Below are 22,939 nucleotides of genomic sequence, written 5' to 3' on the forward strand. Positions count from 1 at the left end.
GAGGATGACAAATGTCAAAAAAGTATAAAGGTTTCGAACCAATGTGGCATAAAGAAGCTCCACCTGAAGGCTCTTATCGTTCCATCTTTAAGTGGGGTGATCCTAAAGAGTACAAGATTCCTAACGAAAGATTATACAATATGATGAAAAAAATTTTTAAAGTAACTGATGATGATTTTAAGGCTCCGAGAAATTTAGGACTTGATAGAGTGAACTATGACAAAGAAATAAAGCTTACTAAAGAGCAAATTCAGATGTTTAAGAATATTGTTGGTGAAGAAAATGTTAAAACTGACGATTACACACGACTTCAAGTGGCATATGGTAAAACCATGTATGACTTAATGAGACTTAGAAAAGGTATTATAGAAAACATCCCAGATGTTGTTCTATATCCTAGAAATAAAGAGGATATAGAGAAAATAGTTAATTACTGCAATCAAAAGCTCATTCCTCTTTATGTCTATGGAGGGGGTTCATCTGTAACTAGAGGCGTAGAATGTACGAACGGTGGTGTTTCTCTTGATATCAGAGTTCACTTTAATAAAGTGATAGAATTTAATGAAGTAGACCAAACAATTACTGTAGAATCAGGAATGTCTGGTCCAGATTTAGAAAAAGTATTAAATAGTGCTCCTGAACTATTTGGAGCTAAAAGAAGATATACTTGTGGTCACTTCCCTCAGTCATTCGAATACTCAGTTGTAGGTGGCTGGGTAGTAACCAGAGGTGCAGGTCAGAACTCAACATATTTTGGAAAGATTGAAAATATCGTAATATCTCAAGAATATGCCACTCCTGTGGGAATCATAAAAAGCGATTCTTATCCAGCAAATGCTACTGGTCCATCTATTGACCATATAATGATGGGAAGTGAAGGAGCATTTGGCATACTTACACATGTTACATTAAAGATGTTTAGATATATGCCAGAAAACCAGAGAAAGTTTAGTTATATATTTAAGAATTGGGAAGATGCTAGAAATGCAGCTAGAGAGATCATGCAAGCTCAATTTGGCTATCCATCCGTATTTAGGTTATCTGACCCAGAAGAAACTGATGTAATGTTAAAACTATACGGAGTAGAGGATACAATACTAAATAAAATAATGACTTTAAAAGGATATAAAGAAATGGAAAGATGTCTTTTCCTAGGCTTTACTGATGGAGAAAAAGATTTTACAAAAAATATTAAGAAAAAAGCACATAAAATCTGCAAGCAATATGGAGGAATGTACTTAACAGGATATCCAGTAAAAAGCTGGGAGAAAGGCAGATTTAGAGATCCTTATATGCGAGATATCATGCAGGATTTTGGAATTATGACTGACACTCTTGAATGCTCTGTTACATGGGATAATATGAAAGAGGTCCATGAAGGAGTAAGGAAATACTGTAAGAGTCGTCCAAATACAATTTGTCTAACTCATATGTCGCACGTGTACCCACAAGGTGCCAATCTGTATTTTATATTTATAGCTAAAATGGATAGCCTTGAGGAGTATGTAGAGTATCATAGAGGAATCCTTGACAATATTCAAAAATACGGAGCTTCCATGAGTCATCACCATGGCATTGGAAAAATGATTGCACCTTGGCTTGAAGGCCAAATTGGTAAAAACCAGATGAATATATATAAAGCTCTGAAAAAACACTTTGATCCTAATAATATAATGAACCCAGGTGGAACTCTTGGATTAGATTTAGACGAAAATGAAAAAAGATTTAATAAACTTGAAGAGAGCTCTTCCTGCTAAAAAATTGCATAAAAAGAAAAGCAAATAATGAGATTTGCTTTTCTTTTTATTACTGCTATTCTTAACCACCAGCTGCCGCTGATAAAATATGAACCTCATCGTTGTCATGAAGCTTTGTTTTAAAAAGTTTATTATTTACTATGTTCTCTCCGTTAACAAAAATTTGGCTATTTTTTAGTTGAAATATACTAATATCAGGATACTCTATATTTATATTTTTCAAAAGCTCATCTATTGTTTTTCCTTCCAAAGCTATAGCCTTCTTGTCTACCTTTAATCTTAATAGTCCAAAAAATTTTACTGTTATCAATTAGAATTCTCCTTCTAAGTGAAGTTTTTTTAGAGTTGATTTCTTAGGAATACCATTATTGTCCCAACCTCTAGATTTATAATAATTTGCTTTTAGCTTTTCTAAAGGTACTACTGTTTTAATATCATCTGGATTTTGAGGTTCATCTGTTAATCGTTCCGGCAAGCTATCATCACTAGTATTAAGACCCATTTTTATGTTAAATATTCTTTCTAAATTATACCCTCTCTCTCCTATTGTCTTAAGCCTTCCTAAATTTATCTTCATACCAGTAACACTAGATAATGCTTTTGTGTGAGGAATAAGCGATAAATTTATGGGTAGAAACTTTTCATTCACTTTATTTATACAGTTAACTACACAACCAGTTATTCCTGTAGTCATAGTTTTATTAGCAAATCTAGTAAAGCTGCTGTTCGGTCGTTTAATTAGGAATTCTGGAAACATGGTATATAGCGTAAACAGACAGTTTCCTCCTGCTGAGACTGCTTCCATGATGTTCTGAGACATTACAGCTAGTTCCGCTTTTCCTTTTTCTGAGTAAGGATCTATTGATAATCCTAACCCTTCAAATAAAACCATATACCCAGCATTAAGATGACATCCTCCTCTGTTTGCTACTGCATACCCAAGACCTTGACCTACTGCCCCTCTTGGTTCATATGCTGCAAGCTCCATACCTTTTGAATGAATTGCAAAAGCTTCTCCACCAAATCTCTTTGATAAGTACCTAGAGCCTTCAGCAAGTAACTCACCTATACCTCTTTTATATGCTATATCTTCAAATACACTAGAGAGCCCTTCTACATTTCCAAATTCTAATCCATTATCCCATAGTCCTTTTTCATTAAGCTCCATTGCAAAAGCTATTGTACCTGCAGTACTGATTGTATCCATTCCTAGTTCGTCTAGCTCATAATTCCATCTTAATATATTTTCTAGATTATTATTCTCGATATTTGAACCTAACAATACTAGGGTTTCAAGCTCTGGTCCTTTTACTTTTTTCCCATCTATTTCAACCTGCCTTCCACATTGGATAGGGCATGTAATGCATCCTTTATTCCTTATTAAATGTTTTTCTGCTAATTCTTCTCCAGACACCATTTCGAAATCATTGTACTGACCATATTTGAAATTTCTTGTGGCCAAAATCTTTCTATTTTGCATCAAGCTAACTAATCCTGCTGTACCCAATTTAGGTAACTGTTCTCCAGTTAATGGGTGTTTTCGTATCATGCTTACCCACTCTTTATATAATTCTTTTGTCTCTTCAGGAGAATTTATCTCTGGTCTTTTTCTTCCATATGCGACTATTGCTTTTAGATTTTTACTGCCCATTACAGCACCAGTCCCACCCCTGCCTGCTGCTCTCTCTTCACTGAATATTCCTGCATACTTAACAAGATTTTCTCCAGCTGGTCCAATAACTATCTTACCTCTGTTTTGACCTAAAAGCTCTTGAGTTTGCGATGTAGTTTTTCCCCATAAATCAGAAGCATCATGGAAAACTATATTTTCTTCTGTTATTTCAATCCATATAGGCGCTTCAGACTTTCCAGTGACTACAAGTGCATCATATCCTGACTTCTTTAAATAAAGACCAAAGCTTCCTCCACAATTAGATGAGGTCAAAAGTCCAGTTAAGGGTGATAATGTTGAAACGTTAAACCTACTAGAAGCAGGTGCCCCAGTACCTGTCAATGGCCCAGTAGAAATGACTAGATAGTTATCTTTAGAAAAGCTCTCTGTTCTCTTTTTTACATTGTCATATATAATTTTTGCTGCCATAATTTTACCACCTAAAAATAAATCCCTATAATTGTCTGGCCATGGGTATTCACTTGTCTGCCTGCTAGTTAAATCTATCTTCAAAATTTTACCCATGTATCCACCATATTTAGTGCTCATGCACTCACTCCCCTTATGTTATACAAAGTAATTTGCATGCCTAGTAGGCTTTATCTAAAATCATCATCACATTATCATATGTTACCTCTACTGGATTGACTATTGACGCTCCATCATTAATGGCTGTTTTTGCTATTCTATCAAAATCCTCTTTCTTAACACCTACATCCCTAAGTCTTGTAGGAAGTCCACATATCTGCTCTAGTCTTTGGGACATACTTTTTACAGTATCTATACTCTTCTGCGCTCTTTGTTTCTCTGGGGTATCAGAATATATCTCGGGACCTGCTAGTGGAAGAAGAAGCTTTGAGTAGTATTCTGATGTCATTTTCTTATTAAATTCCATACTATAAGGCAACAATATATTCATTGCATCGCCATGTGGTACGTGACTTATTGCACCACATGCGTGTCCTATAGCATGTACAATCCCTACCATAGAATTAGAAAATGCAATACCAGCCATTAGTGATGCATTAACCATGGCAAGTCTTACCATTTCATTTTTACCATTCTGTACTGCCTCAAACAGATTATCTCTGATTATTTCAATTGATGCAAAAGCATAAGCATCACTAAGAGGATTCTTCTGTAAACAAGTATAGGCCTCTATGCTGTGAGATAATGCATCCATTCCTGTAGAAGCTGTTATCCTAGGTGGCAGAGATAAGGTCATTCTAGGGTCCAACACTGCAACATCAGCAAGCATATTATATGATATAAACTCCATTTTCACATTTTTATTTGGATTTGCAATAACAGCTACTAGTGTAGCTTCTGATCCTGTGCCAGCAGTACTTGGTATAACAATAAATGGTTTTAGTTTTCCATTTATAATTTCTAACCCCATATAATTCATTAAATCATCTGTACCTTTTGATACTACAATATTTACACCTTTTGCAGTATCTATTACTGAACCCCCACCTATAGCAATTATAGAATCACATTTTTCTTGTCTGTATAATTCTGCTATTGTATTAACAATTTCTACTGAAGAATCCTGTGGTATATCTTTAAATATTGGTCCAATACTTATATTAGAAGCACTAAGTGCATCTATTAATATCTTGACCTGTCCATGCTTTATCAAGACTTCATTAGTAAGAATGATTGGCTTATTTGCATTAAGGTTATTTAATTCAAAAGGAACATTCTCCAGAGCATTTTTTCCAGAAACAACTTTAACAGAGTTTTGAAACTCATAGTATGTTGGTATCATAACATTCCCCCCTTTTTAACTCTAAATACCTAAGATTAGCCCTAAATAAATAGTTAAGCTATTGGAGCTTCTATCAGGAAATGATTTTAGGATTCTCTTTACCCAAAACCTTGGAAATAAATATGCTTCGACTATATTAACCATTCTTATAAATGGCATAGCCAGCATTATGTCTCCTTTCAAAAGTATTCTATGCTGAGCATACCCTTGAGCTATGCCTATTTTACCAGTAAGAAGCATTAAAGCAGCTTCCATACTCTTGAAATAAATAATTATATCTGCTTCTTCTTGCTTCATATTTTTCAAAAGATAAAATCTGCCTTGTCTTTTTTCAACAATCATAGCTTGTTCACTGTTCCATACTTTAAACATTATTCTAAATCCTTCATGATATATTTCTATCTCTTTCTTAACATTTTCATCAAATCTGGTACTGCTTTGAATTCCTCTTCCTAAAAACCATAGGATAACATTGATAATACATTTTTTTAATCTCTTATTGTGAACCTTAGCTATTTTATATGTACCTTGTTCCATAAAAGACCTCCTTTCATTATTATTCATTTGTCGGTCATCCGGCTTAATTAATTGAATTTTTTTATTTATTTTATAAGAAAACTAGTAATTTCATTAACATCAATATTTTCAACACCTAATAAATTTTGTATTATCAATCCATCTAAGATTGATAATACTATTAATGACAAAGTCTCATAGCTTTCCATTTTTTCTTTTAAAACCTTTGTAAGACCTTCATTAATCTTTTCTCTCCAATCAGCATAATCTTTTTTGAATTTTTCTTTTAGTTCTGAGTTACTAGTAAGCGCATCCTGAATTAAATATAAGTGAAGTCTGTCTCTAGTTTCATCATTTATAATTTTATGAAATAAGAGATTTAGCATATCTTTAGCAGACATACTTTCACTCATATTCTCTGCTAATTCTAACATTTCTGATGAAATACGATTTAAGTGTTTTTCTGTTATATCTGATATCAAATCACTTTTAGAATTATAATAATAATACAGCGTTCCTTTACTTATTCCTACGTTTTTAGCTATATCAGATAAACTTGTATTTTCAACTCCCTTATTCATGATTATCTTACTTGCTTCTTCTATTATTCTTCCTTTATTATTTGTTACTTTACTATCCAACTTTACACCTCATTTCTGTCAGTCGTACGCTCGGCTTATTAATATTATATATCATATTATTATTGTTGTAAATTAAATAGAACCACTTATCAATAAATATAAGTGGTTCTATAATATAGCTTCATGATAATAAATCTACAAATTTTTTTACGTCTGTAGTAGGTATATTACATGTAAAGTTTTGGCATACATATGCTGTCGCTTTATTATCTATCATTTGTTGACCTTGAACAAATGGCGCTATTTCATACAAATCTTTATTTCCATCGTTTATTACAATAGAAGAAAATGGTAAGAACAGTTTATTAAAACTAGATATCATTAATTTCACATCTTTATCATCTTTTCGACCTGCAATTACTACTTCTTTTGTTGATATATTTGCATACAAGAATGCCTTCAAGAAATATGAATATGAGCTTGGATTTTCCTTTATATTTCCACCAAACGTCTTAAACATTTGATTTGCTTTATCTCCTAGCTCTTCATTTCCTGTTATTTTTGAAAGTCTTAGCATGTTTAATGCTGCTACTGAATTTCCTGAGGGTATAGCTCCATCATATACCTCTTTCGGCCTGACTATCAACTGTTCACTATCTTTTCCATACAAATACAGACCTCCACCTTTTTCATCCCAAAACAATCTTATCATATCTCGATTTAACTCTAATGCTTTCATTAAATATTGAATTTCAAATGTTGCTTGATATAGTTCTATTAATCCCCATACTAAGAAAGCATAATCATCTAAATATGCTAGATATGCTGCTTCCCCATCCCGATAGCGAGCTAATAGTCTTCCTTTTTGATTTATCAGATTTTTAAATATAAAATCTATGCTTTTTTTAGCAGCATCAATGTATGTATTATTTTCAAATGCTCTACCAGCATAAGACAATGCTGCAATCATCAAGCCATTCCACGAAGCCAATATTTTGTCATCTTTGTAAGGATGAATCCTTTTCTTTCTGTATTCAAACAGTCGTTTTCTCATTTCATTTAACTTTGCCTTTAAGTCCACATCTTTCTCAATTTCATCTAGATCTTTACCTATCAAATTAGGAATATTCTTACCTTCAAAATTTCCTGTTGGAACCATATTGTAATAATCATAAAAAACATCAGATTCTTCTTCGTCGAGTACCTTCTCTATTTCTTCAACATCCCAAACATAAAACTTTCCTTCTTCTCCTTCTGAATCTGCATCTTCAGCTGAGTAAAATCCTCCATCTTGTGATGTCATATCTCTTAGTACATAAGTAAAGATTTTATTTGATACTTCTTTATAGAGTCCTTTACCTGTAGCCTGAAAAGCTTCTGTGTATGCAATAGCTAATAAGGCATTATCGTACAGCATTTTCTCAAAATGAGGTATTAACCATTTTTCATCTACCGAATATCTAGAAAATCCAAATCCTATATGATCAAATATGCCTCCTTTATACATTGATTCTAATGTCTTTTCTACTATATCTAAAGCGTGATTATTTTGGGTGTATTTCCAATACCGTAATAAAAACAACAGATTATGTGGAGTTGGAAACTTTGGTGAATCTGCAAATCCACCATATTGAGGGTCAAAAAGGGTACTAAAGTTTTCAAAAGTAGCATCAATTATTCTTTTATCCAATGCTTCATTTGAGTATGATAGGTAGCTGCTTTTCACTGCCTCTTGTATCTGCTCGCTTGACTCAATAAAATCTTCTTTATCATTTTTCCATGCCTTAGATATTCTTTGAAGTATCTCTATCAAACCTGCTCTACCGTACTTACTCTTCTTAGGAAAGTATGTACCTGCATAAAATGGCTTTTTGTCCGGAGTCATAAATATTGTTAGCGGCCAACCTCCCTGACCAGTTAAAGCCTGACAAAAAGTCATGTAAATACTGTCAACATCTGGTCTTTCTTCTTTATCAACTTTTATTGCAATATAGTTTTTATTCATTACTTCTGCAACTTCTTCATCCTCAAATGATTCTCTCTCCATTACATGACACCAATGGCAAGTTCTCAAAAGCAACCACGTCAGCTATACCCAATAGATAGGAAGACAGGCTTATCTTCAGCCTTTGCCTTCCCAAATGCTTCTTCACTCCAAGGAAACCAATTTACTGGATTATATGCATGTTGTAGCAGATATGGAGATTTTTCATTTGCTAATCTATTGGGTATTCTGTTATTAGTTGTCATGGGCATCACCACCTTTCAATTTTTTGTTCATCTCAATATTATTACCAAAAAGAAAGCCACTATGTAAATAGCAGCTTTCTTTTATTTATATTGAATTTTTAGTTCGATATGGGTATCTTTTCGATACCATGCTACTTTACTAATTATTGTTTTAAATAAAGCATTTATCTCTTCTGGAGATGAAAGTTTTTCAATATCGTCAAGAAAATACTTGATATTTATTCTCCTTACCTCTTCACTAACAGAGGAGAAATTTTTTATTCTATTCTCAACATCAAATAAATCGTTACGAGCCACAATTAACTCAGCATTTCTTATCTCTTTTCTTTTTAACCATTCTTCTCTTGTATAATCGCCAACCTCATAGGCATCATTAATTCTTGAAATACCGTATTCTAATTTTTTGATAAGTTCTTCTTTTTCAGATTTTAACTTCTTCAAGTCGTCTATAAAAAAAGTGTTCTCATCATATTGAGGGATTTCCTGACTTTCGTATTTTTCAACTTATCGTCAATAATAAGTTTTTCAAGCATTTCATACTTAATGCCACCGTTTTTGCATTTGTTTCCTAAATGGTCTTTATACCAACAAGGCTTTAAAAACTTACCACGCTGATTGGTTAAAAAAGTTAATCCATGACCACATACTTTGCAAAATACTAGACCTGATAAAGAATAGCTGCCTTTTCGTGCATGAACAGGAATTAATCTTCTTTCGTTTAAGAATTTTAATATTACTTCGTGCTCTTGTGGCGTTTTAACCGCTTCATGGCAATTTTCCACTACTACCCACTCACTTTTTGGAAGTCGAACATTCGGTTTTGCATTTGGTTTTTTCTTTTTATGTCCATCACCTTGTGTTTTATTGCTTATTATTTCACCTAGATGTGTTTCGTCAATTAACATTCTGTTAATAGTGACATTGCTCCATGTTCCATTCTTGGGAGATAATATCTTTTCTTTATTTAACTGTATTGATATTTGAGCAGTAGACATACCTTGTAAAGCCATATCAATAATTTTTCGGTATACAACCAGTTTTTCATCGTTTACTACAAGACCCTTTTGTTTGTATTTGTCCTTATACCTTTCATACTCATATGGAAAAGGAGGTGTACCGTTAGTCCATTCTCCATTTCTAGCTCCAACTTGTTTACCCTGACGCAGCCTTTTAGTTATCATCTTATATTCTTGACGTGCAAATAAGCCTTTAAAATCGGCATAAGTGTCATCAAGGTCATTATTCAGATTATATATTTTCTCTGGGGTAACAATGAGGGTATTTGATTTTTGAAAAGCTTTCTTAATTTTGTCCTGTTCTCCCAAATCACCTCTGCCTAAACGGTCATAATCAACAACACAAACCGCATCAAAAATACCCTGTTCAACTTCTTTAAGCAACCTACTCATTTTGGGTCGCATGTCAATACTGTCAGATGTACCGACTTCTAAGTATTCTACATATTTCAGGTTATGTTTAGTGCATAACTCTTGTAATACGATTCTGTGTTTTTCTAAATGTTGTTCGCTTTCCGCTCTCGATTTTCTAAGGTAGACTGCTACATTTTTAATATTATATTCCATATACTCACCTCATTAAGCAATCTTAAGTTTCGATTGACAATGCTTTTCAAAGCAACTATCAGGCATCTTTTTAATTTTCTTATCAAAATTTTGTAACGCTTCCATGCTTGGCTTATTAGTTGATACTGTAACTATGTATTTTCCGACTTGCATTGTTTTTTCGTTCATATATTGAAACCTCTTTTTGTTTGTAGATTTCAAATTGCAATTTGATTTTGTAATTACAAATCTTATATACCGCTTCAATTTTTGGTTTGCTATATGAAACATGTTCGACCCCTGATTTTAATAGATACATTTTCATGGCTCCTCTCATTTTCGACGTTTTTTTGTATGTTGTATGATAGTTTTGTTTCCATGAAAATATAGAAGTTTGGTGCCTTATAAACTGATAATTGCTATTCTTTGACCGTATAATCTATATATAAATAAGTCGAATTAAGAAAGGAGAAAGTGACAGCAATTGTGACATTATCATAATTGCTGAAAAGCAGAAAAAAGAATGTGAAGAAACGGCAGCTTTGCTGACGCTTCTTCACATTCCCAGTAACTTTTGTATCAATATAGGTTATGCCCTTTCCCGAAGCAAATGCTTGAAAAAGTAGTTTTCAGTCTTAACACAATATCCAAAAATAACGGTGGTGATACTATGGGAAGAAAAAACAAAAACATTAAGATACAGCTAAATAACAGGGTAAATGACTTGCTCCGTATTGGTCAGAAAAAAGTCAAGAATAACCCGACAAATGCGAACCGTACGGAAGGCATACATTCCATTAAAACTGCTCATACATACAGGCAAACAGTAAATCTATTTGCAGATTACCTGAAGACCCAAGGAATACGAAATATCGAGGATATTACTAGAGACCATGTACAAAGTTTTATGCTATCCCGAGCAGATAATTCAGCATACACTCATAGCAAGGATTTATCTGCAATTAATAAAATCCTTGATACCAGATACACGGTCAAAGAATTTGGATTACCACAGCGAAGTTATATGTGTGTAGGGAACAATCGAGGGCTTGCAGTCAGGGATACGAGTGATGCTCTCCGCAACAGGGAACAACTGGATTTTGTCCGTGCCACTGGTATCAGTAGAGAAAGCATTGCAACAATAACACCTAAACAGGCAATAAAAAATTCTCAAGGTCAGGTTATTGGATTTAATGTTACAGAAAAAGGCGGTCGTGAGCGTAATGCCATAGTGATTGAACAGGAGCGGGAAAGGATTACCGAACTGGTTAACCAGAGAGAGCAGAAAACTGGTAAAAACATTCCTATGTTTAATGATGTTGATAGCAACGCCAATCCTCACTATTTTCGACGTGAATACGCACAACAACTATATACAGACCTAAGACAAGCTATGAAACAGGAGCGAGATTACTATTCTGGTATGCGTGAAACATTTATAAACCAAGCCAATTTTGAAAAAGCAATAAGCCGATATTCAAATGAAACTATTAAAGGATATGAGCGTGATGTTCTTGCAGAGGTGAGCCAAAACTTGGGACATAACCGCATAGATGTTGTTTTATATCACTATCTGCAATAATTTCTTATAACTGCCCTGCTTCATCAGTATAATACAGTATTAACAAAATTATAGTCGAGTATATTGAGGGGGCTAAACCATGAAATTTACAGATAAACAAATTTTGTTCTTAAATCAAGTGTCAGAAGAACTCTTTATTATTGAATTTAATAATTGGATTGAGTCAATGGAGCGACACTTATCGCAAACACAGGTGCGTTAATCCTGTTTTATATATCTTTCCTCCCATACTTTCCAAAAGACTTTGCAGTTTTGCAAGTCTTTTATATTCGAGCAGCTTTTATTTATATATTTGTAAATCACCTTATACAATATAATGTAGTGAGTTTGATACGCTCACTATGGTAATTGCTCTCCTCTTAAAATCGACTATTATGCGAAAATAAAAGAGGTCGGAATAATATCAGGTCGAAAACAAGCTGGTACAAAATATTAAAATGGCAATAATAATAAAATGAATTAAGACCCGTTTACAGGGTCGGCAATTCAAATGGGCGGAATAGATAACCCTCGTAACATCATTGTTGCGAGGGGATTTTTTTGCTCGAACACTTTCATTTTATAAATTGATATATTCCAAGCGTACAATAAAACAAACACATGCTCCAGAACGAAGTTCTGGTAAAAAAAGATACCCTACGGGCGTTAGTTATGGGCAGTAGAGTGAACCTCTACTGCACGGTACTCAAAGAGCTTCTTCGAAGCTTCACTTTGCAAAGCAAAGTGTTTATATTAACCATCAGCTTTGCTGATGGAAACTAAAAGCTTTAAATAAATAAACCTAAAATACTAAAGGAGGTCATTACCTATGATACCAAAATCCTATTATAACAAAGCAAAAGATTACTTACCCCTAAATCGTTCTACCTACACAAAACACTATCAAACACTTAAAAAGGAAGTATTAGCCCAAAAACGTACTGCCTTTGAATTTTGCATATGGTACGATTTTCAACTGGTAGATGTTGCAAATCTGAATACAGGTATTCTCTCTTGTATCTTAGAATTAATTGAAAAAAAACATATTAGCACAGAGAAACATATCAAAAATTTCCGCTTAGCTTGTATGCTTTTTCATAAGTTCATGCAATCTGACAAAAAAGTCAATGATGGTAAATGTGAGGAATACATAGCAGACCATCCTGCTATTGCTGCAAGACTAAGCACAGTAAACATTGAAGTTGATTTTATATCTTACCTTAATTATGATAGAACTTCAGCAAATAAGCAGATGTTTCCCTTTTTCCGTGCAAAAGAAATTGATACAAACTTAATTGCTGAGCTTATCAGCCGTGAATTGCTTGCCTTTGACTGTAAGTTCCATAATCTGATATTCATTAACAAAGCGGATACAGGCATTTTGGGTGTTGAAAAACTAGGCATTGGAATCAAGCATCTTCAAAGACTTGAAGGGATTAGACCTATTTGTTGGAGTTACTGGGTTGAAAGAAAAAATCACATTAATTTTAAAACAGATATTCAGAGAGTAATATTCTTCGATACCACTATCAGGCTACTGCAATACCTTAAAGAGAATTACCCCCAGGATAATACTTTGTATTGTAGTCTGCATACGGACAATTACTTAATAGAAACTTACACCAACACGCTAGAATTATTTAATACAGATGTTGAAATTCAATTTAATTTTGAAAATCAGGAAAAAATTCAAAGGTTCAACAATATTAAAAAAGAAAATGATATTCTTGAACCTGAAATGGAAAAGCAAATACCTGCTGAATACATACTTACTCCTATAGTTGGTGAAGAAATTAGAGATATTTCAAAAATGGTTTGGATTGACAAAAGACAAGTCTATTATGATGAAACAGACGATACCTATTGGAACATTGATGGCACTGAAGCCCCTCCGTTCTAATAAACACTAAATTAACTATTAATAGTATGTTCTTAAAGTTATAGTAAAATTGCGTCAACCAAATCTTATTGACTTCTGTAATCTCAATAAGGTTTGGTTGATTATTGTAAATATATGGTGTATAATCAATTTGATGAATACTCATATTTTGTTTTGTTATATCTTGGGAACACTGTGCAATTTGATATAGCTTTAATTTTTGTATGTTTCTATTTCAAAAATTTTATTTATATGAGTAAAATGCACAATTATTAGATATATATGTTATATATGAACTATAAAAGGAGTTAATAAAATGAGTTATAATAAGAAAGCCTTTGTTTTAGGTATGGCTAGAAGTGGTTATGAAGCTGCAAAGCTGTTGGCTAACAAAGGTTATAATGTTATTGTTAATGATTTGAATTCCGAGCAAAGTGTAGAAGAAATAAATGAATTACAATCACTAGGAATTAAAATTGTACTTGGAAATCATCCATCAGATTTGTTAGATAATACATTTGAAATAGTAGTTAAAAATCCAGGTATTCCAAATAATCATGCATATATAAAGAAAGCCCATGAATTTAATATACCTGTTATAAATGAAATGGAGTTAGCATTTCGTTATTTTCCGACAGGCGTAACAATCGTTGGCATTACAGGAACAAACGGTAAAACAACTACAACTACAATAATCTATGAAATTTTAAAAAAGGCTTCAAAGAGTGTATTTTTAATGGGCAATATTGGATACCCAGTATGTTCTTTTGTGCCTCAACTAAAAGATAAAGATATTGCTGTTATGGAAGTGTCAGACCATCAGTTATGTAACGTTGCAGATTTTAAAACGAATATATCTGTTTTAACCAATTTATCGGAAGCACACCTTGATTTTCATGGTTCATACGAGAATTATAAAAACGTCAAAAAGCGAATTTTTAATCATCATAGTAAGAGTGACATTGCAATTCTTAACTTAGATGACGAGGAAGTACTAGACTTAACAAACAATATAGAATCAACTAAAAAATATTTTTCATCTAGTTTGTTTAACGATTTGGGCTGTTCAATAATAGATGGATATATTTGTTATAACAATAATAAAATAATCGCTTTAGATGAAGTAAAGATAAAAGGAAAGCATAGTTATGAAAATGCTATGGCAGCTATAGCAGTTGTTAAAGAACTATGTATAGATGATAGTATTATCGTTGATGTATTAAAAACTTTTGGTGGTGTAGAACACCGCTTAGAATATGTTAAGACTATAAATAATATTGATTTTTATAATGATTCTAAGTCAACTAATGTAAAGTCAACTCAAATTGCATTATCTTCATTTGTAAATCCAACTATATTATTGCTGGGTGGTTTTGATAGAGGACATAGTTTTGAAGGATTGAAGGATTATTTAAAAAATGTTAAATTGATTGTAGCATATGGCGAAGCAAAGACAAGGATAAATGACTTCGCAATGGAGAGCGGTATTCCTTGTAGAGTAGTTGACACATTAGAGAATGCTACAGCGATAGCTTATGATTCATCAAGAGACGGAGATATTATCCTTTTAAGTCCTGCATGTGCGTCTTGGGACCAATTTAAGGATTTTGAGGCTCGCGGAAATATGTTCAAAGAGTACATTAACCAATTGTAGTTGCATTTTAAATCCGATATAACCGAAAATGCATTTATTATAGGGACTTGGATAAAGAACTCTCAAATGTTTTCTATACGTTATACTATACTCCTCTTGATTGTATAATCTATTAAGATTATTTAGTCGAAAGGGGTATTTTTATGAGCATTTACGCAATTATCAAAAGCCGAATTGCCGAAAAATTATGAAGAGAGGAGATAATTTTATGAAGCGAGACCCGATTGAAAGCACAGAAGTATTCCAGAAAGTAATAAAAAAAATACAACCAGAACTTGATAGACTGAACGAAAGCCTAGATAAGCAAGGTTATGGATTAGGTAGCTGTCATATTTATTGGTCTCGGAAAAAACAGATGCTAAAAGGGTATGGAATTGATTGGAAAACTCCAGCCGAATGTAATCCGTACATACTATTTGATTAATCAGAGATTAGTTTCTCTGATTTTTATATTTTTAGCAGTTGCTTTTGCCAACATGACACCAGTGACATGTGGATTAATATAACCAATGTCAGGAATATCCAATAGAAAGAAATACTGGTCTGTCTAATTCTTTTGCTTTGGAAAATGATTCCTCTGACCATGGAAACCAATCTATTGGATTATATGCATGCTGCAATAGGTATGGAGATTTTTCATGTACCAATCTATTTGCTTTTCTCTGCATATTTTCAAACATGTTATCACCTTCTTTCTTGTTGTTTTAGTATAGTTTGTCACCGATGAAGTTAGACTATTCTCTGATTATTCAAATACAACAAAAAAGATCATCACATTACAGTATTGTTCCTTTGCACATAATCTATTATATTTTACTGTTCATTAAGTCACATATATTTTTTAAATTTTTAATAGCTTCATAGCATTTTTATATAAAATGTGGTTTCTTGCATCTTCATTTTTTTCTGTTGCAAGTAATACCCTAGAAAGAGTAATTGCCTGTGGTAGTGCCGGCCAGTCAGACCCATATAACAATCTTTCATATCCCACTTCATTGATTAAATATTTAATGCTATCTTCAGACTGACATGACAACTCAGCATAACTTGCTGGAAATTCTTTAAGATATTCTGTAACAAGCTTATATTCTGCAATTCCACTATGTCCAAAGATAAACTTAAAATCACTAGGTAATTCCTTCAATAGTTTTCCGAAGATTTCTACCCTTGTTGACTTTAAAAGTTTCCACATCAAGTTTGATGTATTTTCACGTTTTATATGAGTTAAAGAACCTGTATGAAGAAGTATTGGAAATCCAACTTCATAGCAAACCCTAAAAAGTTCAATAAGAGGCTTGAAGTCATCTTTCAGTTCCATATCAGTTATTTTTAATTTGAGTCCTTTAAAACCAAGGGTTTTGTATTTATATATCTTTTCCTTCATTTCAGTATCTTGAGGATATACTGAGCAAAACGCTATAAATCTATTAGGATAATCTTTAACCAAACGTAGTGCTTCCATTGAGCGATCACATTTCTTTGTACTTAATGGAAGAACCACGTTTGTCTTAATCATATTTTCTTCTTGAGATTTAAAACAGTTTTCATAGGTTCCTCCATTAGCCATGTCTCTAAAAATCTTATATCCTTCAAGAGAAAACTTTATTACAGATAGTAATCCTTTCTTTTTTTCATCAGTATTGATTTTCCTCCAATAAGGAACTGATAGGTCCATATTTTTTATATCTGGTAGTGTCTCATACTTTAATTGATTTCCTTTAATATTGGGGTTTACAATCTTAAGAGGTAGTACATTTGACATGTGCGTATGAAAATCAATAATATCTAGCTTTCTATTGTAATCTATAACAAAATCACCGTCATCATTTAACTTTAAATACTTTTCATTCTTTATAAATTCCTGTTTTGTCATCATATAAAACCCTCCATCCTCTCAAAGTCATGCCAATCTATTTAAACCCATTAATTAGAACATCTATCATTTGAATAATTACTTCACTAATGTTTTCTTCTTTATCAAACTCATAATTTTCTAAACTTACTACACAGGATGTGATCATATATGCTGCAATCTTAATATTTAAATCTTTTCTCAATTCACCTTTTATTACATATAACGATATTACTTCTTCTAATAGTCTGTAACTTTTAGGAATCTCATTCTTTAAAACAGCTTTTCTTACTTCCTGCGGGCACTCATTAATAAATTTATTTTTTAACTCTATTAAATTAGTATCTACACTTTCAAATTTTTTTGCTTCTTCCAACATTTTAAGAACATATCCTCTAAAATCTAGCTGTTCTTTATATTTTTTCATTTCTTCCAAGACATGCTTTTTTTTATTTCCAATTTGACTAAATACATATGTGTACAAGTCATCTTTGTTTTTGAAATATTGATAAAAACTACCTTTAGGAATTTCTGCACCATTGACAATACTGTCTATGGTTACCTTTTTGTAATGTACTTTAGAAAATTCTAAAATTGCTGAATTAACAATTCTACTTCTTTTTTCTTCTGGTAGATTAAAAAATGTATCCTTTGGCATACTATCACCCTTTCATTTTCTTAATATTAAAATTAAATTATAGTACACTGAAAATATTAACAAATTAATCCTTATTTAATTCACTATCAATCCATCTTTTAACTTCAAAAACATATAGAACTGTAACTCCCCAGTAAACAGGATTATTGATTCCTGTTGTTAGATGTTTTCCAGTACCCATTATATAAAACTCAATTAAATGAATACTACTATAAACTGTAAAGATAATTGTCAAATATCTAGTTCTTTTATCTAGAGCAATCAGTGTAAATATACCAATTACACTTCCAACAATAACACCTAAACTCAATACATTAATATCATATGTTAATTTCCATATAATAATTGAAGCACCTAAATAAAACGAGAATCCTATTAAAAACATAGTTATTTTTTTCTTACGTGATTCTTTTATATTTAAATATTTGTAAAAATAGATCCACGTAAAAATTAAAAATATCATGGTAAATGACTTAATTGAACTCATAATAATAAGCAAATTATTGTCCATCACATCTGAAACTCTAATTTCAATAACATTTGGATTTTTAATGAAATAGAAGATTCCCATGATAAATGAAATAACAACAATCAAATATGTTAGTCCATAAAATAATTCAAATCTTCTAAAGTTTTTGTCCATGTTTTTCTTAGATTTTGAAAATCCTTTAAAAGCTATAATGCTTCCACTAAGAAATAAAATTGCTTCAATACTCATATCAACTAGTCCTGTTCTAGTTGTTGATAATAAAACCATATAGCCAACAACCGAAATAACTAATGCTAATAAAAGGTCTCTCCAATGTAAAATTCTACTTTTTTTCATTTTATCCGCCTCCTCAATAATCAATTATTACGTTATGTGACCATCAGTCATATGACTTGTAGTCATGTTATCACACTGAACTTATATTGTCAACTGTCTATTTTATTGCAAAAAAATAAAGATACGTATAAATTATAATACATACCTTATGTACAAAATATTATAAATAAACTTGATTAAGAAACCCATTGTTGTTAATTCGATTCTAGTTATTCATTTTCCCCTTCTATTTCAAAAGTGCCTTCAGATCAAACTTCACCTTAAATCCGTCATTGACTCCTTTTAAAACTGATTACCTTCCCAAACTGTCACCAGTGACATGTAGATTAATATAACCAATGTCAGTAATAATCAGTAGATAAGAAGATAGATTTATCTTCCTGTTTGGCTTTATCAAAAGCTTCACTACTCCATGAGTACCAATCTACAGGATCATAGGCATGTTGGAGTAAATATGGAGATTTCTCAAGGATACTACTTTTCATTTCAGTAGTATCCTTTATTTTTCTTGAGTATTATTTCAATTTTTACTTCATTATCTACTCTTGTATATAATTCATTTAAAATCCCTGCAAATCAACTAAATAGTATTCATCACTTGAGCAAATTTATGTATATTATTCTCCAATATATTGGATTTATTTGACATTACCTTTGATACCTTCTTTACTATGATTTTTTCCATAAAGTTCATTTTATCAAAGATAAATTCTCCACCAAAGTGCTCCTTTGCATCTGTAATCTTAATAAGCTCAGGATTAAAGTTTTGACTAAATTCAGTATCGATTGTTTCTCCTTCTTGCATTCCACAAATAAATAATCCTATTCGTTTTTCTTTTAAATTATCTAAATTCCTAGTACAGAATTCTGTTACTTCCTTTTGTATTTTACCAATATATATTGATCCGCCAATGATAATCTTTTCATATTTTGAAATATCAATATAGCCTACTTTCTTTAAATTAATTATGTCTACTTTACCTATAAGCTCTTTAGACAACAATTCTGCACATTTTTCTGTACATCCATATTTGCTTGCATAAACTATTAAAGTATTCATTTAGTTACCTCACATTCTATTTTAATCACTTAACGCATTTTCTATTGACTTAAGATATGCTTTAGATGTCACTGTAGCTTGTGATATTGCATCTACTTTAGTATTCTGTGCTTCAATAACTTTACTGAATAGCTCATCACTTACACCAGGCTTTACAAAAGTAACATCATCTACTATATTAATTTCTGTAATTTTATGGCCCTTTACTGTAACACTGAGTTGGTTTGACCATCTTCCAGCATTATATTTTCCATTATATATCCCATCATTTAAATCTGATATTCTTATTCCGTTTACTTTAATTTCACTTCCTTCATTAAGTCCGCGGGATAGATAAAATATTCCACTTGCACAAACCAATGTAAATATAAATATTATTGGTATTATTATTTTTAATATGGATTTCAATTTCTCTCCTCCTTACTAATTGAATGTATTACTATTAGCTATTCTTAATACTATTTCCTTTGAATAAAAGTTAATCAATCTTTCTCTTTGTTCATCATCAATGTTTTTTTCAATAATGAGCTTAAAAATAAGTCCCAAAGTTGATACTACAATCATTTGAGCAGTTACTTCTATTGTATTTTCATCTATATCTATATCTTTATCCTTATATATTTCTTGTAGGCATTCGTATAGCACAGACAAAGCTACTTTTTCTTTTGAAGCACCTTTAAATAATGAGGAAGTATGTTTTAATGCTGATTTTGATTGATTTAATTGAGCTGCCATAAATTCATCTGGCATATTTAGTGCTGCTTTTATATAATTTTTAGTCATCTGAATTAATCTTTCTTCAGGAGAATTGTTTTCCATCTTTACAGAAGATACTGCTAATTCTATTTTTTTATAGCCTCTTTGCATTACATTGTTTAATATTTCTTCCTTATCTTTAAAATAATGATAGATAATAGACGGAGAGTATTCAATTTTTTTAGCAATTTTTCTAATTGACAGCTTATCAAATCCCTCTGAAGCGGCGATATCAATAGCTGCTAAAAGGATACGTTCCTTCATTTCTTCTATTTCTCGTTCTCTTCTTTTCTCTATAGTCATTATATCGCTCCTCATCTTATTGAACATTGTTTAATGATAGAACGCTGTTCGATAAAATTGTAGCATTTGGCATAAGTGTTGTCAAGATATAAAGAAATTTTCAGAAAAAAATATCTTACATAATATAAGATATTGTATATACTGAAATATTAAGATTTTCCTTGGTTACAGTAACCAAGATACCTCCAGTGACAGTAACTATATTAGATGCTGAGGAATATAGGTTTGCCTTCTATTTTTGCTTTTTCAAAAGCTTCATTGCTCCATGGATACCAATCTGCAGGATTATGGGCATGTTGCAGAAGATAAGATAATTTTTCATTCATTAATCTATTCATATGTTTATAGACATTCATTATCTTCAACTTCTGGTAAAGATTTCAGTTTATTATTACTCAAATATAGAGGAAATCATTAAACAATTCGTAACACTATAATGTCTAAATTCAATTGGACTTTATTTTTTGTTAATGTTTTTCTCAAATTCATAAAACTGCTTACAGAAGTAATCAATCTTTGATACATTAGCTTTTTCTACAATATTAATTGGAGTAAAGCCAGACTCTCTTATGGATGAAGGGGTAGTCCCAAAAAGAATTTTAAAAGAACGGATATATGTTTGCGGGTGTTGAAAACTATATTCCATAGCAATATCGATAATCCGCATATCTGTATTTTTTATCTCATACAGACTCAATGAAAGCTTACGTGCTCTAATATACTCCATTAAAGACATGCCAATGTAAGTTTCAAAAAGTCTAATAAGATGAAATTTTGAAAAGCCAGAATGCTCTGCAACACTTTGTATTGTTAGTTTAGATTTTATGTTTTCTTCAATATAATCTATAGCCTTGCATAATGAATTCGAATAGTATTTTCTTTTCATAATTGGTACCTCACCATAAATTTAGCAATTTTTGTTCACATGGAATATCATAATATATTATAATTATAAACAATACAGATTCATTTGTAAATTATACAAAGGGAGGTAGTATATGACAAAGATAAGTAAAGAAAATAAAAAAGTATATATAGAAAATGTTCCAAGAGGAGGTTATGATTTCTTAGATTGCATGTTCCCTTCATATTTCACATCAGCAATAAATGCAATTGGTGGAAAGACAGATTACAATTTTATTATGGGAGTTACAGGTGCAGCTTTCCGTCTTGTATGGAACTCTAACGAATGGGATGCAGGAAACAGCTCGCTAAATTTCGCTACCCCAGACCCATTGCAGCCTTTTATTCGAGCTTTTAATGCAGTTGGTAAGAATTATAAAGTTATAGGAAAAAACAAATATGATTCTTCCCCAATATATCAAGACAGGTATTTTGATAAGGCTGTGAGCAATAAGGAAGACTCTGCTACCTTTAAGGCAAAGATAATTGAAAGTATTAACAAGGGAATACCTGTACTTGCTTTTGGAGTAATCGGACCACCTGAATGTTGCTTGATAACTGGTTATGATGATGGTGGAGATGTACTTTTAGGATGGAATTTTTTTCAAGATGCTCCCCCGTTACACACAGAAAAACATGACACTACAGGGTATTTTAGAAAACATGGATGGTATGAGCAAACTCCATTCTATTTTTTAATTGGGGAAGATACAGAAGTTCCTTCCTTTAGAAACTCATATGTTTCTTCACTTAAGTTAGCTGTAACTATGGCAAATACATTCAAGGTAAGAGAAAGACATGGGGGTTTGGCCGCTTACAAAGCATGGGCAGATGCTCTATTGGATGATAGTGAGTTTGCAGGCATCGATGAAGAGAATTTGTTTTTTAAGAAAATGGTTCATGACGATAGCCATGGTTGTTTGTATTCCTCACGAGCACAGGCTGCATTATTTCTGAAAAATGCAGCAGAAATTTTCCCTGAAGCAGGTGAAGAATTTAATCGTGCAGCTAGTGCTTATAAAGAGGAGCATGATATTGCTTTATTTGATGTAAAAGGGGAATTTGCTGACTTTGAAACACGAAGACAAATAGCAAAGCTGATCATGAAAGCTCGTGAAAAAGAAATAGAAGCAGTGGATTATATCAAAAGAGGTATAGAAAAAATAAAATCTATAAACATTTCGTGAAATTACTATGATGCATAATAAATATGCAATTTAGCTATATACACTATAAATATCTGGCAAGCATAATTTTCCCCACTTTATTTGCTAGTTTTATGTCATGCTTTTTTAAGGTTTCTTCTCCTTAATGATGTCAATTTTTTTCATTATATAAGTATAATCTCTTACATAATTTTTCATTAATTATCTATTTA

General features: G+C 31.9%; 27 protein-coding genes. 7 read left to right on the forward strand and 20 right to left on the reverse strand.

Annotated features, from left to right (window positions below):
* Positions 1-11: 11 nt before the first annotated feature.
* Positions 12-1,757: an FAD-binding oxidoreductase gene (locus HNR33_RS16205; protein ID WP_429085206.1), complete on the forward strand. Its 1,746-nt coding sequence runs from the start codon at positions 12-14 to the stop codon at positions 1,755-1,757.
* Between the two features lie 61 nt (positions 1,758-1,818).
* Here the strand turns inward: HNR33_RS16205 and HNR33_RS16210 are convergent, their stop codons facing one another.
* From HNR33_RS16210 to HNR33_RS16255, 10 genes are all read right to left on the reverse strand, one after another.
* Complete coding sequence (locus HNR33_RS16210; RefSeq protein ID WP_429085208.1) at positions 1,819-2,067, reverse strand: MoaD/ThiS family protein; 249 nt, start codon at positions 2,065-2,067, stop codon at positions 1,819-1,821.
* The gene (locus tag HNR33_RS16215; protein ID WP_429085210.1) at positions 2,068-3,978 is read right to left on the reverse strand and encodes an aldehyde ferredoxin oxidoreductase family protein; all 1,911 of its coding nucleotides are present in this window, start codon (positions 3,976-3,978) and stop codon (positions 2,068-2,070) included.
* Positions 3,979-4,018: 40 nt separating this feature from the next.
* Positions 4,019-5,200 (reverse strand): iron-containing alcohol dehydrogenase, encoded by a 1,182-nt coding sequence (locus tag HNR33_RS16220; protein WP_429085212.1) that lies wholly within the window; start codon positions 5,198-5,200, stop codon positions 4,019-4,021.
* 21 nt (positions 5,201-5,221) lie between these two features.
* On the reverse strand, positions 5,222-5,737 hold the full coding sequence (locus HNR33_RS16225) for an SCP2 sterol-binding domain-containing protein (RefSeq protein ID WP_429085214.1): 516 nt from the start codon (positions 5,735-5,737) through the stop codon (positions 5,222-5,224).
* 65 nt (positions 5,738-5,802) lie between these two features.
* Positions 5,803-6,357, reverse strand: coding sequence for a TetR/AcrR family transcriptional regulator (locus tag HNR33_RS16230; RefSeq protein WP_429085216.1), 555 nt, complete (start codon positions 6,355-6,357; stop codon positions 5,803-5,805).
* Between the two features lie 121 nt (positions 6,358-6,478).
* Positions 6,479-8,344 carry a thioredoxin domain-containing protein gene (locus HNR33_RS16235; RefSeq protein WP_429085218.1) on the reverse strand — a complete coding sequence of 622 codons (1,866 nt, stop codon included), beginning with the start codon at positions 8,342-8,344 and terminating at the stop codon, positions 6,479-6,481.
* 38 nt (positions 8,345-8,382) lie between these two features.
* A complete protein-coding gene (locus tag HNR33_RS16240) occupies positions 8,383-8,547 on the reverse strand; it encodes a DUF255 domain-containing protein (protein WP_429085220.1) in 165 nt (54 codons plus the stop codon).
* Between the two features lie 81 nt (positions 8,548-8,628).
* Positions 8,629-8,988, reverse strand: coding sequence for a hypothetical protein (locus HNR33_RS16245; protein ID WP_429085222.1), 360 nt, complete (start codon positions 8,986-8,988; stop codon positions 8,629-8,631).
* Between the two features lie 5 nt (positions 8,989-8,993).
* Positions 8,994-10,130 (reverse strand): recombinase family protein, encoded by a 1,137-nt coding sequence (locus HNR33_RS16250; protein WP_429085224.1) that lies wholly within the window; start codon positions 10,128-10,130, stop codon positions 8,994-8,996.
* A gap of 12 nt (positions 10,131-10,142) precedes the next feature.
* Positions 10,143-10,298 carry a hypothetical protein gene (locus HNR33_RS16255; RefSeq protein WP_429085226.1) on the reverse strand — a complete coding sequence of 52 codons (156 nt, stop codon included), beginning with the start codon at positions 10,296-10,298 and terminating at the stop codon, positions 10,143-10,145.
* Positions 10,299-10,779: 481 nt separating this feature from the next.
* On the opposite strand from HNR33_RS16255, the gene HNR33_RS16260 reads away from it, so the two are divergent.
* The 5 genes from HNR33_RS16260 to HNR33_RS16280 all read left to right on the forward strand — a co-directional run bounded on the left by HNR33_RS16260 (position 10,780) and on the right by HNR33_RS16280 (position 15,627).
* A complete protein-coding gene (locus HNR33_RS16260; RefSeq protein WP_429085228.1) occupies positions 10,780-11,691 on the forward strand; it encodes a site-specific integrase in 912 nt (303 codons plus the stop codon).
* 79 nt (positions 11,692-11,770) lie between these two features.
* Positions 11,771-11,893 (forward strand): hypothetical protein, encoded by a 123-nt coding sequence (locus HNR33_RS16265; RefSeq protein WP_429085230.1) that lies wholly within the window; start codon positions 11,771-11,773, stop codon positions 11,891-11,893.
* Positions 11,894-12,499: 606 nt separating this feature from the next.
* Positions 12,500-13,570: a hypothetical protein gene (locus HNR33_RS16270; RefSeq protein ID WP_429085232.1), complete on the forward strand. Its 1,071-nt coding sequence runs from the start codon at positions 12,500-12,502 to the stop codon at positions 13,568-13,570.
* A 295-nt stretch (positions 13,571-13,865) separates the two neighbouring features.
* Positions 13,866-15,203, forward strand: coding sequence for a UDP-N-acetylmuramoyl-L-alanine--D-glutamate ligase (murD, locus tag HNR33_RS16275; RefSeq protein ID WP_429085233.1), 1,338 nt, complete (start codon positions 13,866-13,868; stop codon positions 15,201-15,203).
* Between the two features lie 208 nt (positions 15,204-15,411).
* Positions 15,412-15,627 carry a hypothetical protein gene (locus HNR33_RS16280; RefSeq protein WP_429085235.1) on the forward strand — a complete coding sequence of 72 codons (216 nt, stop codon included), beginning with the start codon at positions 15,412-15,414 and terminating at the stop codon, positions 15,625-15,627.
* A gap of 88 nt (positions 15,628-15,715) precedes the next feature.
* Here HNR33_RS16280 and HNR33_RS16285 read toward each other — a convergent pair whose 3' ends face one another.
* The 10 genes from HNR33_RS16285 to HNR33_RS16330 all read right to left on the reverse strand — a co-directional run bounded on the left by HNR33_RS16285 (position 15,716) and on the right by HNR33_RS16330 (position 21,544).
* Positions 15,716-15,883, reverse strand: coding sequence for a DUF255 domain-containing protein (locus tag HNR33_RS16285; RefSeq protein ID WP_429085237.1), 168 nt, complete (start codon positions 15,881-15,883; stop codon positions 15,716-15,718).
* 161 nt (positions 15,884-16,044) lie between these two features.
* Positions 16,045-17,079 (reverse strand): amidohydrolase family protein, encoded by a 1,035-nt coding sequence (locus tag HNR33_RS16290; RefSeq protein WP_429085240.1) that lies wholly within the window; start codon positions 17,077-17,079, stop codon positions 16,045-16,047.
* A 34-nt stretch (positions 17,080-17,113) separates the two neighbouring features.
* Positions 17,114-17,713: a TetR/AcrR family transcriptional regulator gene (locus tag HNR33_RS16295; protein ID WP_429085241.1), complete on the reverse strand. Its 600-nt coding sequence runs from the start codon at positions 17,711-17,713 to the stop codon at positions 17,114-17,116.
* Between the two features lie 64 nt (positions 17,714-17,777).
* On the reverse strand, positions 17,778-18,539 hold the full coding sequence (locus HNR33_RS16300) for a hypothetical protein (protein ID WP_429085242.1): 762 nt from the start codon (positions 18,537-18,539) through the stop codon (positions 17,778-17,780).
* 341 nt (positions 18,540-18,880) lie between these two features.
* Positions 18,881-19,024 carry a DUF255 domain-containing protein gene (locus HNR33_RS16305; RefSeq protein ID WP_429085243.1) on the reverse strand — a complete coding sequence of 48 codons (144 nt, stop codon included), beginning with the start codon at positions 19,022-19,024 and terminating at the stop codon, positions 18,881-18,883.
* Between the two features lie 95 nt (positions 19,025-19,119).
* Positions 19,120-19,599, reverse strand: a complete 480-nt coding sequence (locus tag HNR33_RS16310; RefSeq protein WP_429085245.1) for a flavodoxin domain-containing protein — start codon at positions 19,597-19,599, stop codon at positions 19,120-19,122.
* Between the two features lie 21 nt (positions 19,600-19,620).
* The gene (locus HNR33_RS16315; RefSeq protein ID WP_429085247.1) at positions 19,621-20,007 is read right to left on the reverse strand and encodes an FMN-binding protein; all 387 of its coding nucleotides are present in this window, start codon (positions 20,005-20,007) and stop codon (positions 19,621-19,623) included.
* A 15-nt stretch (positions 20,008-20,022) separates the two neighbouring features.
* Entirely contained in the window at positions 20,023-20,658 is a 636-nt protein-coding gene (locus HNR33_RS16320) for a TetR/AcrR family transcriptional regulator (protein ID WP_429085248.1), read from the reverse strand.
* Positions 20,659-20,861: 203 nt separating this feature from the next.
* A complete protein-coding gene (locus tag HNR33_RS16325; protein ID WP_429085250.1) occupies positions 20,862-20,996 on the reverse strand; it encodes a DUF255 domain-containing protein in 135 nt (44 codons plus the stop codon).
* A 119-nt stretch (positions 20,997-21,115) separates the two neighbouring features.
* Positions 21,116-21,544: a helix-turn-helix transcriptional regulator gene (locus tag HNR33_RS16330; RefSeq protein ID WP_429085252.1), complete on the reverse strand. Its 429-nt coding sequence runs from the start codon at positions 21,542-21,544 to the stop codon at positions 21,116-21,118.
* Positions 21,545-21,656: 112 nt separating this feature from the next.
* Here HNR33_RS16330 and HNR33_RS16335 point away from each other — a divergent pair, with 112 nt between their 5' ends.
* On the forward strand, positions 21,657-22,748 hold the full coding sequence (locus HNR33_RS16335) for a hypothetical protein (protein ID WP_429085254.1): 1,092 nt from the start codon (positions 21,657-21,659) through the stop codon (positions 22,746-22,748).
* Positions 22,749-22,939 lie beyond the last annotated feature (191 nt).

This window comes from Brassicibacter mesophilus (assembly GCF_050433385.1).
Taxonomy (GTDB): domain Bacteria; phylum Bacillota; class Clostridia; order Tissierellales; family Proteiniboraceae; genus Brassicibacter; species Brassicibacter mesophilus.

What these genes read in the sequence shown, in the direction of transcription:
- HNR33_RS16205 (WP_429085206.1), top strand. Translation starts at nt 12, where the DNA reads ATGTCAAAAAAGTATAAAGGTTTCGAACCAATGTGGCATAAAGAAGCT.
- HNR33_RS16215 (WP_429085210.1), bottom strand. Translation starts at nt 3,978, where the DNA reads ATGAGCACTAAATATGGTGGATACATGGGTAAAATTTTGAAGATAGAT.
- HNR33_RS16220 (WP_429085212.1), bottom strand. Translation starts at nt 5,200, where the DNA reads ATGATACCAACATACTATGAGTTTCAAAACTCTGTTAAAGTTGTTTCT.
- HNR33_RS16225 (WP_429085214.1), bottom strand. Translation starts at nt 5,737, where the DNA reads ATGGAACAAGGTACATATAAAATAGCTAAGGTTCACAATAAGAGATTA.
- HNR33_RS16235 (WP_429085218.1), bottom strand. Translation starts at nt 8,344, where the DNA reads ATGGAGAGAGAATCATTTGAGGATGAAGAAGTTGCAGAAGTAATGAAT.
- HNR33_RS16240 (WP_429085220.1), bottom strand. Translation starts at nt 8,547, where the DNA reads ATGACAACTAATAACAGAATACCCAATAGATTAGCAAATGAAAAATCT.
- HNR33_RS16250 (WP_429085224.1), bottom strand. Translation starts at nt 10,130, where the DNA reads ATGGAATATAATATTAAAAATGTAGCAGTCTACCTTAGAAAATCGAGA.
- HNR33_RS16255 (WP_429085226.1), bottom strand. Translation starts at nt 10,298, where the DNA reads ATGAACGAAAAAACAATGCAAGTCGGAAAATACATAGTTACAGTATCA.
- HNR33_RS16260 (WP_429085228.1), top strand. Translation starts at nt 10,780, where the DNA reads ATGGGAAGAAAAAACAAAAACATTAAGATACAGCTAAATAACAGGGTA.
- HNR33_RS16265 (WP_429085230.1), top strand. Translation starts at nt 11,771, where the DNA reads ATGAAATTTACAGATAAACAAATTTTGTTCTTAAATCAAGTGTCAGAA.
- HNR33_RS16270 (WP_429085232.1), top strand. Translation starts at nt 12,500, where the DNA reads ATGATACCAAAATCCTATTATAACAAAGCAAAAGATTACTTACCCCTA.
- murD (WP_429085233.1), top strand. Translation starts at nt 13,866, where the DNA reads ATGAGTTATAATAAGAAAGCCTTTGTTTTAGGTATGGCTAGAAGTGGT.
- HNR33_RS16280 (WP_429085235.1), top strand. Translation starts at nt 15,412, where the DNA reads ATGAAGCGAGACCCGATTGAAAGCACAGAAGTATTCCAGAAAGTAATA.
- HNR33_RS16285 (WP_429085237.1), bottom strand. Translation starts at nt 15,883, where the DNA reads ATGTTTGAAAATATGCAGAGAAAAGCAAATAGATTGGTACATGAAAAA.
- HNR33_RS16290 (WP_429085240.1), bottom strand. Translation starts at nt 17,079, where the DNA reads ATGATGACAAAACAGGAATTTATAAAGAATGAAAAGTATTTAAAGTTA.
- HNR33_RS16295 (WP_429085241.1), bottom strand. Translation starts at nt 17,713, where the DNA reads ATGCCAAAGGATACATTTTTTAATCTACCAGAAGAAAAAAGAAGTAGA.
- HNR33_RS16300 (WP_429085242.1), bottom strand. Translation starts at nt 18,539, where the DNA reads ATGAAAAAAAGTAGAATTTTACATTGGAGAGACCTTTTATTAGCATTA.
- HNR33_RS16305 (WP_429085243.1), bottom strand. Translation starts at nt 19,024, where the DNA reads ATGAAAAGTAGTATCCTTGAGAAATCTCCATATTTACTCCAACATGCC.
- HNR33_RS16310 (WP_429085245.1), bottom strand. Translation starts at nt 19,599, where the DNA reads ATGAATACTTTAATAGTTTATGCAAGCAAATATGGATGTACAGAAAAA.
- HNR33_RS16320 (WP_429085248.1), bottom strand. Translation starts at nt 20,658, where the DNA reads ATGACTATAGAGAAAAGAAGAGAACGAGAAATAGAAGAAATGAAGGAA.
- HNR33_RS16325 (WP_429085250.1), bottom strand. Translation starts at nt 20,996, where the DNA reads ATGAATAGATTAATGAATGAAAAATTATCTTATCTTCTGCAACATGCC.
- HNR33_RS16330 (WP_429085252.1), bottom strand. Translation starts at nt 21,544, where the DNA reads ATGAAAAGAAAATACTATTCGAATTCATTATGCAAGGCTATAGATTAT.
- HNR33_RS16335 (WP_429085254.1), top strand. Translation starts at nt 21,657, where the DNA reads ATGACAAAGATAAGTAAAGAAAATAAAAAAGTATATATAGAAAATGTT.